Origin of the sequence: Streptomyces hesseae, assembly GCF_031845785.1 — a bacterium.
In the GTDB taxonomy this organism is placed as follows: domain Bacteria; phylum Actinomycetota; class Actinomycetes; order Streptomycetales; family Streptomycetaceae; genus Streptomyces; species Streptomyces hesseae.
The window spans coordinates 231,089-245,098 of the sequence record NZ_JAVRFI010000005.1 but is presented as its reverse complement, the minus strand read 5'-3'; the positions used below and the strand labels follow the sequence as shown (position 1 = coordinate 245,098).

Here is a 14,010-nt window from a genome sequence, read left to right as displayed (position 1 = left end):
GACGTGGACGCCGCTACGCTGCGCATCAAGCGCCTGGGCTACACGGCCGATGACGAGCCCGCCGCGCTGAAGAACCTCCGTGGCCCCTTCCGCGCCATTCACGGTACCTGCACGGGAAGCGTCGACGGCCATTGCGTCAGCGTGTTCTTCTTCCAGGGCAACGACTACGTGGGGTACGACACTCCCGGAGTCACCGAGTCCACGATCGTGAAGCAGGACGGGAGGACGGTCACCCTCTCCTACCCCGTCTTCACGACCACGGATCCCCTGTGCTGCCCGTCGGGCGGCAAGCGCGAGATCCGGGCTGCCTTCAAGGACGGCAAGGTGGCCTTCACGCCCCCGCTGCCCGCCAACCCCAACGGCCCGGACGCGTAACGCCGGTCGGGGCGGGCGCCTTACCACGGGCCCCTTACCATCGGTGCATGTCCAAGCATGACGCAGACTCGCGGTGGTCCCTGTGGTCACGGGACTCGGTACTGTCAATCGGTTCGGTGGGCTCGGTGCTCTCGATCGGCTCGGCGGGGTCGATCCTGTCCGTCGGCTCGGTCGGCAGCGCCCTGTCGGTCGCCTCGGTCGGCTCCTGGCTGAGCACCGGCTCCCTGCTGTCCTCGCGGTCACGGTGGTCCGTGATGTCCTCGCGGTCCCACCGGGGCCTCCTGGCCGCCGGGGCGGTGACGGCGGTGGCCTGCGCGGCACTGACCGCCGGCCGCGCTACCAGCCGGCGGGGGGCTTGAGGAAGCGGCCGATCTCGCGCGCCACCGTCTCCGGCTCGTCCAGCATGGACAGCACATACGCGCCCGGCACCTCGGCGTAGTGCGCCGAGGGCAGCAACTCCGTGAGACGGCGGCCGTGCTCGGCCGGCATCATGCGGTTGTCGGGCGACCACAGGACGAGCACGTCGCCGGTGAAACGGCGCAACGCCTCGGTGTCCCGGACGAGTTCCTCCTTGTCGAACGGGCCGCGGCAGTACGCGAGCAGGTCGCGCTCGATGGCCGGGTCGCCGAGGATCGGCTCGGTCCAGCGACGGACGAGAGCGTCCGGCAGCGGCCGTCGGGCCATCTGCCCGAGGAACATCGGCAACCGGCGCAGCGGGCCGATCCGCAGCTGACGGGCCCCCAGCCTCAGCCCGCCGGGCAGGCGCGCGGCGAGCGTGAGCACCTTGCCGGGCAGCCCGGGCGGGAAGTTGTCGAAGGCCTCGCACGGGAGGATCACCTGTCGTGCCACGCGCCGGTCCAGGCCATAGGCGGTGAGGAACAGCGCGCCGCCCCAGTCGGTGTGCACCAGCGTGACCGCGTCGAGATCGAGCGAGTCCAGGAAGTCCGCGAGCAGCCGGACCTGTCCGCGCAGCGTGAGATCGGCGCCCTCGTCCATCGGCCGGCGATGGGACCCCAACGGCAGGACGGGGCGCAGATATCTGAACCCCTCGGGCAGCAGCGGCATGACCCGGTCCCACAGCGTGTGGTCCATCAGCAGCCCGTGCAGCAGGACGACCGGCGGCCCCGCCCCGGCGTCCTCGTACTCGATGACACCGGCGGACACCCTGACACTGCGCACGGCAGCCTCCCCAGCGAACGGTCGGTCGTCCGGTCACCGCGAACCATGAGTCAGTCTGACAGCGCCGACCGGCGGGCGACCAGCCGGTAACGAGGCGCCTGTCGCGCACTCCACGCGCTCTTCCGGCCATCCGGGCGCCCCTGACTTCCACCGTTCACGGGCGAAGCGGGCCGAACTCCTTCCCCGGCACGCCGGTTGAGCACCGGGTGCCTTGAACCCGGTGCCCTTTACCAACCAAGGGAGGGAAACCCTCATGGAGAGTCCGGGAGACCATAAACAGGCTCAGGCTCACAGGCTACCGTTCCCCGAGCCGGTGGAACCCCGACGCAAGGCGCAGTGGACGACATCGGCGTTCGACCACTCCAGCGTATGGCGGCTGTCGGCGTCCATCCCGGCGGTCCTCGCGCAGGTGTTCCGCATGGCCTGGCGCATCGACCGCCGCGACGTGACGGTCATGGTGGGCGCGCAGCTCACCTACGGCATTTGCTCGGCCGTGGCCCTGACGGCCACGTCCCGGGCGATGGTGCACATCCTCGGCACGGGCACGGTCGCCTACCGTGTCCACGCCGCGCTGCCCGCGCTGCTGGCCATCGCGGTCGCCGCCGGCATCGGCCGCGTCGCCCACGGGCTGGCGTCCTGGTCGGTGGGCCGTCTCAGACCACGGCTCATGACCGCCGCCGACATCGCCGTCGTCGACGCGATGGTGTCCGTGGAGCTCGCCGCGTTCAACGAGCCGGGATTCGCCGAGGAGCACGAGGCGGCGGAGGCGGGATCGCTGCGCTGCGACCGGCTGATCTACGACGTGCAGTCGTTCATGTCGGCGCTGATCAAGCTCGTGGCCGCCTTCGGCGTGCTCACGGTCCTGCATCCGCTGATGCTGCCGGTCCTCGTGCTCGCCGTGGCCCCGTCGGGCACGGGGGCGATGGCCGAGGCGAGGATCGAGCACCGGACGCATCACGCCAACAGCTCGGGCCGCAACGTCAAGGGCATGATGCGCTGGCACCTGACCACCACTCAGCTGGCCGACGAGGTGCGCGGCAACAGCATGGCCCCGTACCTGATGTTCTGGTACCGCGCGATCACCGGCCGGATGGACGCGCGGTCGCTGGCCGGTGCCGCCAGCGCGCTGCGGATCAACCTGGTCTCGGCGTGCGCCGGCGGTGTGTGCCTGACCCTGGCGTGGGCCACGCTGGCCTGGCTCACGGTCACCGGGCGGATGTCGCTCGCGATCGCCGCGACGGCCGTCCTCGCCGTGCGCGCGGCGCTGGGCAATCTCACCAACGCCGTGCACTACGCCGCGTCCCTCTTCCACTCCAGCCTCTTCCTCGGCGACTGGAAACGGTTCATCACCTCCAGCCGCGCCCACTACCCGGCCCACGGCACGGTCGTGGTGCCCGACCGGCCGGAGACCGTCCGGGTCGAGGACGTGTCGTTCACCTACCCCAACAAGACCCGGCCCGCGGTCGACGGAGTATCGCTGACCCTGCGCCGGGGGCAGGTCGTGGCCGTCCTCGGGGAGAACGGCTCGGGCAAGTCGACGCTCACCCGGCTGCTGTGCGGCCTGTACACCGCCGACAAGGGCCGGGTGCTCTGGGACGGGGCGGACCTGGCGGAGATGGACCTGCGCCGGGTCTGGGAGCACACGGGCGTGGTCACCCAGCAGTTCGGGTACTGGCCGCTGTCCGCACGGGAGAACATCACCCTCGGCCAGCCGGTCACGTCCGGCGACGAACGGGTGTGGAAGGTCGTCGACGAGGTCGGCATGCGCGAAGCGGCCGAGGAACTGCCCGACGGCCTCGACACCCTGCTGGCCCGCGAGCTGTGGGGCGGCGTCTCCCTCTCGGGCGGCCAGTGGCAGCGGGTCGCCTGCGGCCGGGTGCTCTACCGCGAGCCCGACGTCGTCGTGCTGGACGAGCCGACCTCGCAGATGGACGCCCAGGGCGAGCACGACATGTTCCGGCTCGTACGGACCATCGCCCCGGACCGGATCACGGTCGTGGTGACGCACCGCCCGGCCAACGCCCGGGTCGCGGACCTGATCGTCGTCATGGACCAGGGCCGCATCGTCGAGCAGGGGACCTTCGGCGAGCTGGTGACGGCCGGCGGTCGGTTCCAGCGGTGGTACGAGCTCGGTCAGCAGGCCTGACCGCGGCCGTCGTCCCGTTCCGGGAGGGAACGGGACGACGGCCGGAAGCCGGGACGCCCTACAGCTCCGCGTCCTCGTCGTCCTCGCCGGTCTCCTCCACCTGCGTCGCCACGACCTGGAGCACCGCCGCGTCCTCGTCGATCGCCAGCGACACGCCCGCCGGAAGCGTGATGTCACGGGCGTGAACGGTGTGCCCCGCTTCCAGGCCCGCCACGGACACCGTGACCGACTCGGGTATGTGGGTGGCCTCGGCCTCCACCGGCAGGGCGTTCAGCAAGTGCTCGAGCAGATTGCCGCCCGGGGCCAGAGCGCCCTCGGTGTGGATCGGCAGCTCGACGGTGACCCGCTCGCCCCTGCGGACGGCCAGCAGGTCGATGTGCACGAGGAATCCCTTGAGGGGATCCCGGTCGACCGCCTTGGGAATGACCAGTTCGCGCTTTCCGTCGATTTCCAGGTTTATCAGGACGTTAGGGGTTTTCAGGGCCATCATCAGCCCGTGACCGTCGACCGTCACGTGCTTGGGTTCCGCGCCGTGACCGTAGACGACGCCCGGGACCTTGTTCTCGCGACGGATCCGGCGGGCGGCGCCCTTACCGAAGGCGGTCCGCGGCTCCGCGGCCAGCTTTACCTCAGCCATTCTGCACTCCTCGTACGACTCGTGGACTGCTGGGCATTGGTCACCCGGCTCGCGACCGAGCTCCACGAACCGCTACGAAGAACGCGCGCCGATCACGGAGCCGCCGCACCCGGAACAGCGGTACGGCCTCCCTCGCCGAGCAACCCGACGAGCGTAGACCGGCGGTCCCCGGGCGCGCAGCAAGTGAGGCGGGATGACGAAGGGTTTGACCTGAAGCGTTCGGCGGCCCTGTGTCTCGAACCGGCGAAGGGCAGGCAAAGCGCTCCTCCGTCGATCGCAAAGAGGAGTAAATGCCCCGAACCCGCCCGAAGATCGGTTACGGGCCGGTCCTACGCTGACCCCTCGTGGCAATGGCAAGCAGTCTCCTCGCAAGCGGTCCCGCGGTCCTCGCGCTGCCGGCACCGACCCCCGGCCGGATGGCCGGCACCTGGCAGGCCGACCCGTTCGGGATCGCCGCCGTCGTGCTGCTGGGCGGGCTCTACGGGTGGGGCGTGCTCCGGGCGGGACGGCGCGGTCACCGCTGGCCGGCCGTCCGCGCCGGCGCCTTCGCGGTGCTCGGCCTGGGGACGATCGCCGTGGCGACGATGTCCTCGCTCGCGGTCTACGGCCGGGTGCTGTTCTGGCCCGCCGCCGTGCAGAACATCCTCCTCGACCTCGTCGCCCCGCTCGGCCTCGCGCTCGGCGACCCGCTCGCGCTGGCGCGGCTGGCGCTGCCCGGGCGGGCCGCGGACCGCCTGGGCCGGGTCCTGCGCGGCCGGGTGCTCCGCGTCCTGACGTTCCCCGTGATCAGCACGGTCCTCGTGCTCGCGTCGGAGCTGTCGGTCTACTTCACCCCGTACTTCGAGACGGCGCTGCGCTCCGGGGCGGTGCACTCCCTGCTGTACCTCCAGCTGCTGCTGACCGGGTGCCTGTTCGTGCTGCCCATGCTCAGCCGCGAGGAGCTGCTGCCCGCCTGGTGCACCCACCCGCTGCGGGCCCTGTTCGTCTTCGTCGACGGCCTCGTGGACGCGATCCCCGGCATCCTCGTGATGACCAGCGGCACCCGGATCGCGGCTGGCTGGTACGCGGCCCGGCAGCCGGGCTGGGGGCCCGGGCCGGACCGGGACCAGGTGCTGGGCGGCGGGCTGATGCTCGGCATCGCCGAGCTCGTGGGGCTGCCGTTCCTGATCGCGGTGTTCGCCGAATGGGTGCGCGCCGACCGCGTCAGGACCGCCGAGCTCGACCGGCGCCTCGATGCGGAGGCGGCCCTCGCCGCCCCGCCACGGGAGGCGACGCCGGCGGAGGCGCCGGCACCCGGGCCCGTACCCGTCCCCGAGGTCACCCGCCCCTGGTGGGAGACCGACCAGGGGGTCGTGGGGGAGCGCTTCCGGCAGGGGCGGGGCACCCGGTGACGCCGGCCCGCCGCACCCGCCGAGGCCCCGGCTACACCCCGGCCGGCACCGGGGCCGGCTGCCCGAACGGGCGGCCGTCCAGGGTCCAGTGCGGGTCGATGGTCCGGCCGAGCGAGGCGTAGACCTGGGCGGCGACGTCCGGGTGGCGGACGGTGCCGACGGGCGTACCCGGCGGGAAGAGCGGGCCGGAGCCCGCGAGCCAGGCCGTGCGCTCCTCGGGGCTGTCGCCCCCGTGGCCGCCCGCGTCGACGTGGCCGTGGTCGGTGACCACCATGACCGTCCACGCCTCCTCGGCGTACGACGCGCGGCCGCGGACCGCGGCGAGCAGCCTGCCGAGGCGCTCGTCGGCCCGGGTCACCGCCTCGCGGTACGTCCCGCCGCAGCCGTCCAGGTGGCCGGTCTCGTCCACCGCGCCGAGGTAGACGAACGAGACCTCCGGGTCGGAGCCGGCCAGGACGTGCACGGCCTCGGCCGTGACCTGCTCGTCGCACTCGTCCCAGGCCTCGGTGGTGTGCGCGGCGGGCGCCACGAAGGACAGCCGGGCCGGGGCCCGGAACAGCGGCCCGCCGTCCCGCTGGACCACCAGTGGGTCCCAGCCCGCCGCCACGAAGGTGCGCCGCCCGTCCTGCCGGGCCAGCCGGGTGGCGAAGTCCGGGAAGACGTCCAGACGGTTGCCCGTGAGGTTGTTGCCCCAGACGCCGTGCTTGGCCGGGTTGACGCCGGTGACGATGGTGGCCCAGCAGGGCCCCGACATCGTGGGGGTGCCGGGGTCGATCTCGACGGGCACGAGGAAGCCGGACGCCGCGACCGCGTCCAGGTTCGGGGTGGGCAGTTCCCGCAGGTGGTCGTAGCGGACCCCGTCGATGCCGACGACGAGGACGCGGGGTGCGGGACTGGCGGGGTGGACGGGCATGGGGCGGTGGTTCCCTTCGGCGGTCGTGCTGATGCGGGCACCACCCTGCGCGGGCCAGATACCGGACGGCTACGCGCGGGCAAACACCAGGTGTCGTCGCCATGGCGCTTCGGGGCTCGGGCGGCACCCCGGATGACGCCGCGTCAGGTCCCGGCGATGCCCGGGCCGGCCTGGCGGGCCAGCGGGTTGGAGCCCACGGAGTTGTGCACGCTGAAGTTGACCGCGTCGGAGCGGTAACGGTCGTCGGACCACTCCACCGGGCGGCCCGAGGGAGTGGTGGTGACACGCCGGACCCGCAACAGCGGGCTGCCGCGCCGGACGCCCAGGTGCTCGGCGTCGGCGGTACCGGCGGCCACGGCGTCGATGAGGTGCTCCCCGTAGCTGAAGACGAGCCCCGTGGTCTCGTAGAGCCGCTGGGTGACCGATTCGCAGTCCGGCTCGATCCGTTCGACGTCCGGGGCGACCCAGTCCGCGTAGACGGTGCGCTCCAGCAGGACCCGCTCGCCGTTGAGCCCCCGGACGCGCAGCACCTCAAGGACCTCCGAGCCCTCCGCCAGATGCAGCCGGACGGCGTCCTCCGCCGTGGCCGGGCGGCGGCCACCGGAGATCACCAGGCCGGTCGCGGTGTGCCCCATGGACCGCGCCCACTGGGCGAAGCTGCGCAGCTCGGCGAAGCTCTGGCTGCGCCGGCCGGCCAGGACCACGCGGCGCGCGCCCTGCCGGGAGCCGATCATCCCCTCCGAGGTGAGGGTCGCGACCGCCTGCCGGACGGTGCCGCGCGAGACCCCGTACCGGGCGGCGAGCTCGGATTCCGACGGCAGGAGTGCCCCCACCGGATACTCCTCGGCGTCGATCGCGTGCCGCAGCTCGTCGGCGATCTCCTCGTACCGTGCCCCCACGATTTTCCTCCGGTGTGCGCAATGTCTTGTCCTGTGAGTTCAGCGTACGCGCTCCGCACGGTATGTCCGCGACTGATCGGATGGATCCCCGCTTTCTGGAAAGTGCCTGGTCCACGTGGTTGGAATCGTCGATTCCGGGGCTGCCGGGGTTCCCCTCCCGTTCACCTTCCGGTCATCGGCGCCGTGCCTACTGTGGCCAACTTGTCCAGACAAGTTGGGGGCGGGTCGCTCGACCCGCCCCACGACGACTCGTGTCGAGGAGACACCGTGATCACCATCCGGAACCGGTGGGCGGCCAAGGCCCTGCCCAAGGCGGCCGCCGTCACCTGTGGCCTCGCCGCCACCGCGCTCGTCCTCAGCGCGTGCGGCTCGGCTCCCGCGAACATCGCCGGCGGCAAGGCCGCGGCGACCGCGACCTCCGCCAAGGACCTGGGCGGCATGGACGCCCTGGTGGCCGCGGCCAAGAAGGAGGGCACGCTCAACGCGATCGCCCTGCCGCGCGACTGGGCCAACTACGGCGCCCTGATCGACGGCTTCACCGCCAAGTACGGCATCAAGGTGAGCGTCGACAACCCCAACGGCTCCAGCCAGGACGAGATCAGCGCCGTCACCTCCCGCAAGGGCCAGGACCGGGCCCCCGACGTGGTCGACCTCGGCAGCTCCTTCGCCCTGAGCGCCGCCCAGCAGGGCCTGCTCGCCCCCTACCGGGTCGCCTCCTTCGACGCCGTACCCCAGGCCCAGAAGGACGCCCAGGCCCGCTGGTACAACGACTACGGCGGCTACGTGTCCATCGGCTGCGACGCCAAGCGCGTCAAGGAGTGCCCGAAGACCTTCGCCGACCTGCGCAAGCCCGAGTACAAGGGCCAGGTCGCCCTCAACGGCAACCCCACCAAGGCCGGCGCCGCCTTCGCCGCCGTCTACGCGGCCTCCCTCGCCAACGGCGGCTCCTTCGACGACATCAAGCCGGGCGTCGACTTCTTCGGCGAACTGAAGAAGAACGGCAACTACACCCCCGTCGAGGCCACCCCGGCCACCATCGAGAAGGGCGAGACGCCCATCAGCGTCGACTGGGACTACCTCAACGCCGGCTACGCCGAGGAGTTCAAGTCCAAGGGCGTGGACTGGCAGGTCTCCGTCCCCGAGGACGGCAAGTTCTCCCAGTACTACTCGCAGGCGGTCAACAAGGACGCGCCGCACCCCGCCGCAGCCCGGCTGTGGCAGGAGTACGTCTACAGCGCCGAGGGCCAGAACCTCTACCTCAAGGGCCACGCCCGGCCCGCGCTGATGACCTCCATGGCCAAGGACGGCACCCTCGACAAGGACGCCGCCGCCAAGCTCCCGCCGGTCTCCGGCACCCCGTCCTTCCCGAGCGAGGCCCAGCAGGCCAAGGCCAAGCAGACGCTGGCCCAGGGCTGGGGCCAGGCCGTCTCCGGGTGACACCGTCCATGACCTCCACCCTTCTCACGACCGGGGCCCGCGACCGGGCCCCCGCGGCCCCCGCCGCCCCCGCGCGCCGCAAGCGCTCCCGCGCCTGGCTCGCCGCCCTGCCGCTGTTCGCCTTCGCGGCCGTCGGTTTCGGGACCCCGGCCCTGGCCATGCTCACCGGAGCGTTCACCGTCAAGGACCCGGCCACCGGCGCCGATTCCTTCTCCACCGCCAACCTCACCACCTCCCTCCACGGCCCCTACCTGACGGCACTGCTCGGCAGCGTCAAGCTCTCCGCCGTCTCGGCCGGCATCGCCGCCGTCCTGGGCCTGCTGCTCGCCCAGGCCGTGGTGTCCTTCGGCTCCCGCACCCTGCGCGAAGCGGTCCTCACCGGCTCCGGAGTCCTCGCCAACTTCGGCGGCGTCCCCCTCGCGTTCGCCTTCGTCGCCACCCTCGGCAACTCGGGCGTCCTCACCCACCGCCTCGGCCTCGCCGACGCCGGCTGGAGCCTCTACAGCTTCTGGGGCCTGACCCTCACCTACCTGTACTTCCTCATCCCCCTCATGGTCCTCACCATCACCCCCGCCCTGGAGGGCCTGCGCGTCCAGTGGCGCGAGGCCGCCCAGAACAACGGCGCCACCAAGGCCCAGTACTGGCGCCACGTCGCCCTCCCCGTCCTCGCGCCCTCCCTCCTCGGCGGCCTGGTCCTGCTGTTCGGCAGCGCCTTCGCCGCCTACGCCACCGCCGCCGCCATGGTGGGCAGCTCCGTCCCGCTGATCACCCTCCAGATCGCCGACGCCATCTCCGGAAATGTGCTGGTCGGCCAGGAGAACGTGGCCCTCGCCCTCAGCCTCGACATGGTCGTCGTCGCCGGCCTCGTGATGGCCGTCCACCTTCCCCTGCAACGACGGAGCGCCCGATGGTTCGTCTGACGGCACGCCGAGGCACGGCGACACTCGCCCTAGCCGGCCTGTACTTCCTGCTCCCCATGGCCGCCTCCGTGGTCTTCACCGTCGACGTCCCCGGCCAGGGATTCACCACGGACGCCTACGGACAACTCCTCGGCGCCGAGGGCTTCCTGCCCAGCCTCCTGCTCTCCCTCGCCCTCGCCGCCGCGACCGTGGCCCTCGTCCTCCTGCTGGTCGTACCCGCCGCGCTCGCCGTCCGGCTCGGCGCGCCCCGGCTGCGCCCGGTACTGGAGATCATCTGCTCCCTGCCGCTCGTGGTCCCGCCCATCGCGCTCGTCGCCGGCATCAGCACGGTGCTGCGCTGGGGACCGGAGCACCTCGCCGACACCCCCTTCTTCCAGACGTTCACCGCGCTCCAGAACCCTTCCTTCCCGCTCGTGCTCGTCATCGCCTACGCGGTGATGGCCCTGCCCTTCGTCCACCGGGCCCTGGACGCGGGACTGCGCGCCGTCGACGTCCGCACGCTCGTCGAAGCGGCCCGCAGCTGCGGAGCGGGGTGGCCCCGCGCGGTCGCCAGTGCCGTCCTGCCCAATCTGCGCGGGGCGCTCCTCAATGCCACGTTCCTCACGCTCGCCCTGGTCCTGGGCGAGTTCACCGTGGCCCGCGTGCTCGGCTTCCAGCCGTTCGCCGTCTGGATCGTCGCGGCCAGCGGCTCCCAGGCCCAGCTGACCGTCGCGGTCTCCGTGCTCAGCCTGCTGATCACCTGGGCGCTGCTGCTGATCCTGGCCTTCCTCGGCGGGCGCCGCGCCGCCGCACCCACCACCGACCGGAAGAATTCCGCCCGATGAGCACGACGATGACCACTGTGACGACGACCACCGCGACGACGACCGACAGCGCAACCGCGACCGCCACCGCCGCCTCCGTCGAACTCCGCGACCTGCGCCGGACGTTCGGCACCACCCTCGCCCTCGACGGCCTCGACCTGACCGCCCGCCCGGGCGAACTCCTCGCCCTGCTCGGCCCGTCCGGCTGCGGCAAGACCACCGCGCTGCGCATGCTGGCCGGCTTCGAACACCCCGACTCCGGACAGATCCTCGTCGACGGGCAGGACATCACCGCCGTCCCCGCGCACCGCCGCGACGCCGGCATGGTCTTCCAGTCCTACAGCCTCTTCCCCCACCTCAACGCCCTGGACAACGTGGCCTTCGGCATGCGCATGCGCAAGGTGCCCGCCGACCGGCGGCGCGCCCGCGCCGCCGAGCTCCTGGAACTGGTGGGCCTGCCCGACAAGGGCGACCGCTACCCCCACCAGCTCTCCGGCGGCCAGCAGCAGCGCATCGCCCTCGCCCGGGCCCTCGCCCTGCGCCCCCGCGTGCTGCTGCTCGACGAGCCCCTGTCCGCGCTGGACGCCAAGGTGCGCCTCACCCTCCGCGAGGAGATCCGGCGCGTCCAGCAGGAACTGGGCATCACCACCGTGTTCGTCACCCACGACCAGGAGGAGGCGCTGTCCATGGCGGACCGGGTCGCGGTCATGCGCGGCGGCCGCATGGAGCAGTGCGCCACCCCCGCCGAGCTGTACGGGCGCCCGGCCACCGCCTTCGTCGCCGAGTTCGTCGGCACGATGAGCCGTATCCCCGCCCGCACCGCGGGCATCGGCACCGTCGAGGTGCTGGGCCGCCGGCTGCCGGTGGACGGCGAGGCCCCCGAAGGCCCCGAGGTCGACGTCCTGGTCCGCCCCGAGGCGGTCCGCGTGACCGCCGACGAGGCCGGCGAGGCCCGCGTCACCGCCACGTCCTTCCTCGGCGCCGTCACCCGCCTGACCGTGACCCTGCCCGACGGCACCACGGTCAAGGCCGACCTGCCGACCCACGACGCCACCGCCCTCGTCGCGGGCGCCGCGGTCACCCTGAGCCTGCCCGACCGCCCGGTGCTCGCCGCCGCCCGCCCCTGACCTCATTGTTCTTCACGGACCCCTACGGAAGAGAACCCGTGTCCCACGACAGCAACGACGACGCCCCGGCCCTGCGAGCCGTCCTCTTCGACATGGACGGAACCCTCGTGGACACCGAGGAGTTGTGGTGGCAGGCCGTCCAGCACGTGGCGGCCGGGCTGGAGTACGCGCCCACCGACGGCGACCTGCCCGACATCCTGGGCCGCCCCGTCGAGCACACCGCCGCCCACCTGCTGAAGGCCACCGGCACCGGCACCCCGCTCGCCACGCTCACCGCGGATCTCCACCGGGAGTTCGCGACGCGCGTCGCGAACAGGATCGTGCCGCGCCCCGGCGCGATCGAACTGCTCGACGGGCTCCACGAACGGGGCATCGCCACCGCGCTGGTCACCGCCTCCCCGCGCGCGGTGGCCGACACCGTCCTGGCCGGCCTGGGCCCCGACCGGTTCACGGTCACCGTCACCGCCGACGACACCCCCCGCACCAAGCCCGACCCCGACCCGTACCTCGCGGCGGCCCGCGCCCTCGGCGTGCCGCCCTCCGCCTGCGTCGCGGTCGAGGACACCCCGACCGGCGTCGCCTCCGCCGAGGCCGCGGGGTGCCGCGTACTCGCCGTCCCCTCCCTCACCCCGATACCGGAGGCCCCGGGACGCACCGTGCTGAGCAGCCTGGAGCAGGCGGACGTCGCCCTGCTCGAGACGATCGCGGCCGGCACCCGCTTCGTGGTCCCCGCCTTCACCACCCGGAACGCCCGGATCGGCGAGCCGTTCCGCGCCACGGTCGGCGGCCTGCTGCGGGGCGGCGGGGGCTCGTTCACCAAGGCGTCCGGCCCGGACTGGGCGCACGTCGCCACCGACGGGACGCTCACCGGAACGCCGACGGAGGCGGGCGTCTGCGAGGTCGTCGTCACGACCGGCGACGGCTCCCGGGTGACCGCGCGCGTCCCCGTGGTGGGGACGGACGAGCCGCTGGTGCGCGTACTGAAGGTGATGAGCTGGAACCTGTGGCTCGGCGGCGGCCCGGTGGACGACCACCGCCACAAGCAGCTCAAGGTCCTGCTGGACGCCGACGTGGACATCGTGGGCCTCCAGGAGACCGCCGGAACCTCCACGCGGAAGCTGGCCGAGGCCCTCGGCTGGCACCACCACCAGGCGGGCCACAACCTCGGCGTCATCAGCCGCTACCCCATCGCCGACCGCTTCGGCGAGCCCGCGCCCTCCGGCTACGGAGCCACCGGCGTCACCGTGCGCCTGGACGGCACCAAGGACGTCACCGTCTGGAACGCGCACCTGAACTACACCCCGTACGGGCCCTATGACGCGTGCCTCGACCGGCGACCGGTCCCGGTGCTCATCGAGCACGAGACGGCCTCCGGGCGGGTCGCCGAGATCCAGGACGTCCTGCGGGCGATGGCTCCCGGCCTCGCGACGCGCGACACCACCCCCGTCCTCCTCGTGGGCGACTTCAACGCCCCCTCGCACCTCGACTGGACCGAGGCCGCCGCCCCGCTGCACGGCGGATACGGGCCCGTCGCCTGGCCCGTCACCAAGGCCGCCGAGGAGGCCGGGCTGCGCGACTCCTACCGGGTGGCCCACCCCGACCCGGTACGCGCGCCGGGCGCCACCTGGTCCCCCCTCCACCCCCTGCACGAGGACGGCAGCGGGCGGGCCGAACCCCAGGACCGCATCGACTACGTCCTGTTCGCGGGCGACGGCCTGACGGTTCTGGACTCCACCGCCCACGTCACCGGCAGCCCGGGCCCTTACCCCGCCGTCGCGGCCAACGAATGGCCCTCGGACCACGCCGCCGTCATCACCACCTTCGCCGTCCGGTGACGGTGTGGCTGCTCCTCGCCGGAGCCATCGCCGCGGAGGTCACCGCCACCGTCGCCCTGCGCGCCTCGGACGGCTTCGGCCGCCCCGCCGCCTCCGCCGTGGTCGTCGTCGGATACATCGCCGCGTTCTTCCTGCTGTCGCGGGTGCTCGCCCAGGGCCTCGCGCTGGGCGTGGCCTACGGCATCTGGTCGGCGATCGGCGTGACGCTCGTGTCGGTCATCGGCGCGGTGTGGTTCGGCGACCGGCTCACCTGGACCCAAATAGGCGGCATCGCGCTGGTGGTGGCGGGAGTGCTCGCCCTCGAACTGGGCCGGGCGCATCCGGGCGGCCCGCACGGATGAGGCCCGC

Annotated in this window: 14 protein-coding genes; 10 read left to right on the top strand and 4 right to left on the bottom strand. The window is 72.7% G+C overall.

Going from position 1 to position 14,010, the window contains the following annotated elements:
- Window positions 1-3: 3 nt before the first annotated feature.
- Both RM609_RS11185 and RM609_RS11180 read left to right on the top strand, forming a co-directional pair.
- Complete coding sequence (locus tag RM609_RS11185) at window positions 4-375, top strand: LppP/LprE family lipoprotein (protein ID WP_311610071.1); 372 nt, start codon at window positions 4-6, stop codon at window positions 373-375.
- 47 nt (window positions 376-422) lie between these two features.
- On the top strand, window positions 423-734 hold the full coding sequence (locus RM609_RS11180; protein ID WP_311610069.1) for a hypothetical protein: 312 nt from the start codon (window positions 423-425) through the stop codon (window positions 732-734).
- Here the strand turns inward: RM609_RS11180 and RM609_RS11175 are convergent.
- Entirely contained in the window at window positions 712-1,554 is an 843-nt protein-coding gene (locus RM609_RS11175; protein ID WP_311610068.1) for an alpha/beta fold hydrolase, read from the bottom strand. The genes RM609_RS11180 and RM609_RS11175 overlap by 23 nt on opposite strands.
- 253 nt (window positions 1,555-1,807) lie before the next feature.
- Here RM609_RS11175 and RM609_RS11170 point away from each other — a divergent pair, with 253 nt between their 5' ends.
- The gene (locus RM609_RS11170; protein WP_438828418.1) at window positions 1,808-3,700 is read left to right on the top strand and encodes an ABC transporter ATP-binding protein; all 1,893 of its coding nucleotides are present in this window, start codon (window positions 1,808-1,810) and stop codon (window positions 3,698-3,700) included.
- A 58-nt stretch (window positions 3,701-3,758) separates the two neighbouring features.
- On the opposite strand, the gene RM609_RS11165 is transcribed toward RM609_RS11170, so the two are convergent.
- Entirely contained in the window at window positions 3,759-4,337 is a 579-nt protein-coding gene (locus RM609_RS11165) for a 50S ribosomal protein L25/general stress protein Ctc (RefSeq protein WP_311610065.1), read from the bottom strand.
- A 350-nt stretch (window positions 4,338-4,687) separates the two neighbouring features.
- Between RM609_RS11165 and RM609_RS11160 the strand changes: the two genes are divergently transcribed.
- On the top strand, window positions 4,688-5,728 hold the full coding sequence (locus RM609_RS11160; RefSeq protein WP_311610063.1) for a cytochrome c oxidase assembly protein: 1,041 nt from the start codon (window positions 4,688-4,690) through the stop codon (window positions 5,726-5,728).
- Between the two features lie 31 nt (window positions 5,729-5,759).
- Here RM609_RS11160 and RM609_RS11155 read toward each other — a convergent pair whose 3' ends face one another.
- On the bottom strand, window positions 5,760-6,641 hold the full coding sequence (locus RM609_RS11155; RefSeq protein ID WP_311610061.1) for an alkaline phosphatase family protein: 882 nt from the start codon (window positions 6,639-6,641) through the stop codon (window positions 5,760-5,762).
- 143 nt (window positions 6,642-6,784) lie between these two features.
- Entirely contained in the window at window positions 6,785-7,540 is a 756-nt protein-coding gene (locus RM609_RS11150; RefSeq protein WP_311610059.1) for a GntR family transcriptional regulator, read from the bottom strand.
- 303 nt (window positions 7,541-7,843) lie between these two features.
- Here RM609_RS11150 and RM609_RS11145 point away from each other — a divergent pair, with 303 nt between their 5' ends.
- The 6 genes from RM609_RS11145 to RM609_RS11120 are packed head-to-tail and all read left to right on the top strand — an operon-like array spanning window position 7,844 to window position 14,003.
- Complete coding sequence (locus RM609_RS11145) at window positions 7,844-8,977, top strand: ABC transporter substrate-binding protein (protein ID WP_311610251.1); 1,134 nt, start codon at window positions 7,844-7,846, stop codon at window positions 8,975-8,977.
- 8 nt (window positions 8,978-8,985) lie between these two features.
- Window positions 8,986-9,897: an ABC transporter permease gene (locus RM609_RS11140; protein WP_311610056.1), complete on the top strand. Its 912-nt coding sequence runs from the start codon at window positions 8,986-8,988 to the stop codon at window positions 9,895-9,897.
- Window positions 9,885-10,721 carry an ABC transporter permease gene (locus RM609_RS11135; protein WP_311610054.1) on the top strand — a complete coding sequence of 279 codons (837 nt, stop codon included), beginning with the start codon at window positions 9,885-9,887 and terminating at the stop codon, window positions 10,719-10,721. The genes RM609_RS11140 and RM609_RS11135 overlap by 13 nt, the downstream gene beginning before the upstream one ends.
- Complete coding sequence (locus RM609_RS11130; RefSeq protein ID WP_311610052.1) at window positions 10,718-11,827, top strand: ABC transporter ATP-binding protein; 1,110 nt, start codon at window positions 10,718-10,720, stop codon at window positions 11,825-11,827. Before RM609_RS11135 ends, RM609_RS11130 begins: the two co-directional genes overlap by 4 nt.
- 38 nt (window positions 11,828-11,865) lie before the next feature.
- Entirely contained in the window at window positions 11,866-13,662 is a 1,797-nt protein-coding gene (locus RM609_RS11125; protein ID WP_311610050.1) for an HAD-IA family hydrolase, read from the top strand.
- On the top strand, window positions 13,659-14,003 hold the full coding sequence (locus RM609_RS11120) for a DMT family transporter (RefSeq protein WP_311610048.1): 345 nt from the start codon (window positions 13,659-13,661) through the stop codon (window positions 14,001-14,003). Before RM609_RS11125 ends, RM609_RS11120 begins: the two co-directional genes overlap by 4 nt.
- Window positions 14,004-14,010 lie beyond the last annotated feature (7 nt).

Coding starts and splice junctions, on each gene's coding strand:
- RM609_RS11140 (WP_311610056.1), top strand. CDS start 8,986: ATGACCTCCACCCTTCTCACGACCGGGGCCCGCGACCGGGCCCCCGCG.
- RM609_RS11165 (WP_311610065.1), bottom strand. CDS start 4,337: ATGGCTGAGGTAAAGCTGGCCGCGGAGCCGCGGACCGCCTTCGGTAAG.
- RM609_RS11130 (WP_311610052.1), top strand. CDS start 10,718: ATGAGCACGACGATGACCACTGTGACGACGACCACCGCGACGACGACC.
- RM609_RS11135 (WP_311610054.1), top strand. CDS start 9,885: ATGGTTCGTCTGACGGCACGCCGAGGCACGGCGACACTCGCCCTAGCC.
- RM609_RS11160 (WP_311610063.1), top strand. CDS start 4,688: ATGGCAAGCAGTCTCCTCGCAAGCGGTCCCGCGGTCCTCGCGCTGCCG.
- RM609_RS11170 (WP_438828418.1), top strand. CDS start 1,808: ATGGAGAGTCCGGGAGACCATAAACAGGCTCAGGCTCACAGGCTACCG.
- RM609_RS11155 (WP_311610061.1), bottom strand. CDS start 6,641: ATGCCCGTCCACCCCGCCAGTCCCGCACCCCGCGTCCTCGTCGTCGGC.
- RM609_RS11180 (WP_311610069.1), top strand. CDS start 423: ATGTCCAAGCATGACGCAGACTCGCGGTGGTCCCTGTGGTCACGGGAC.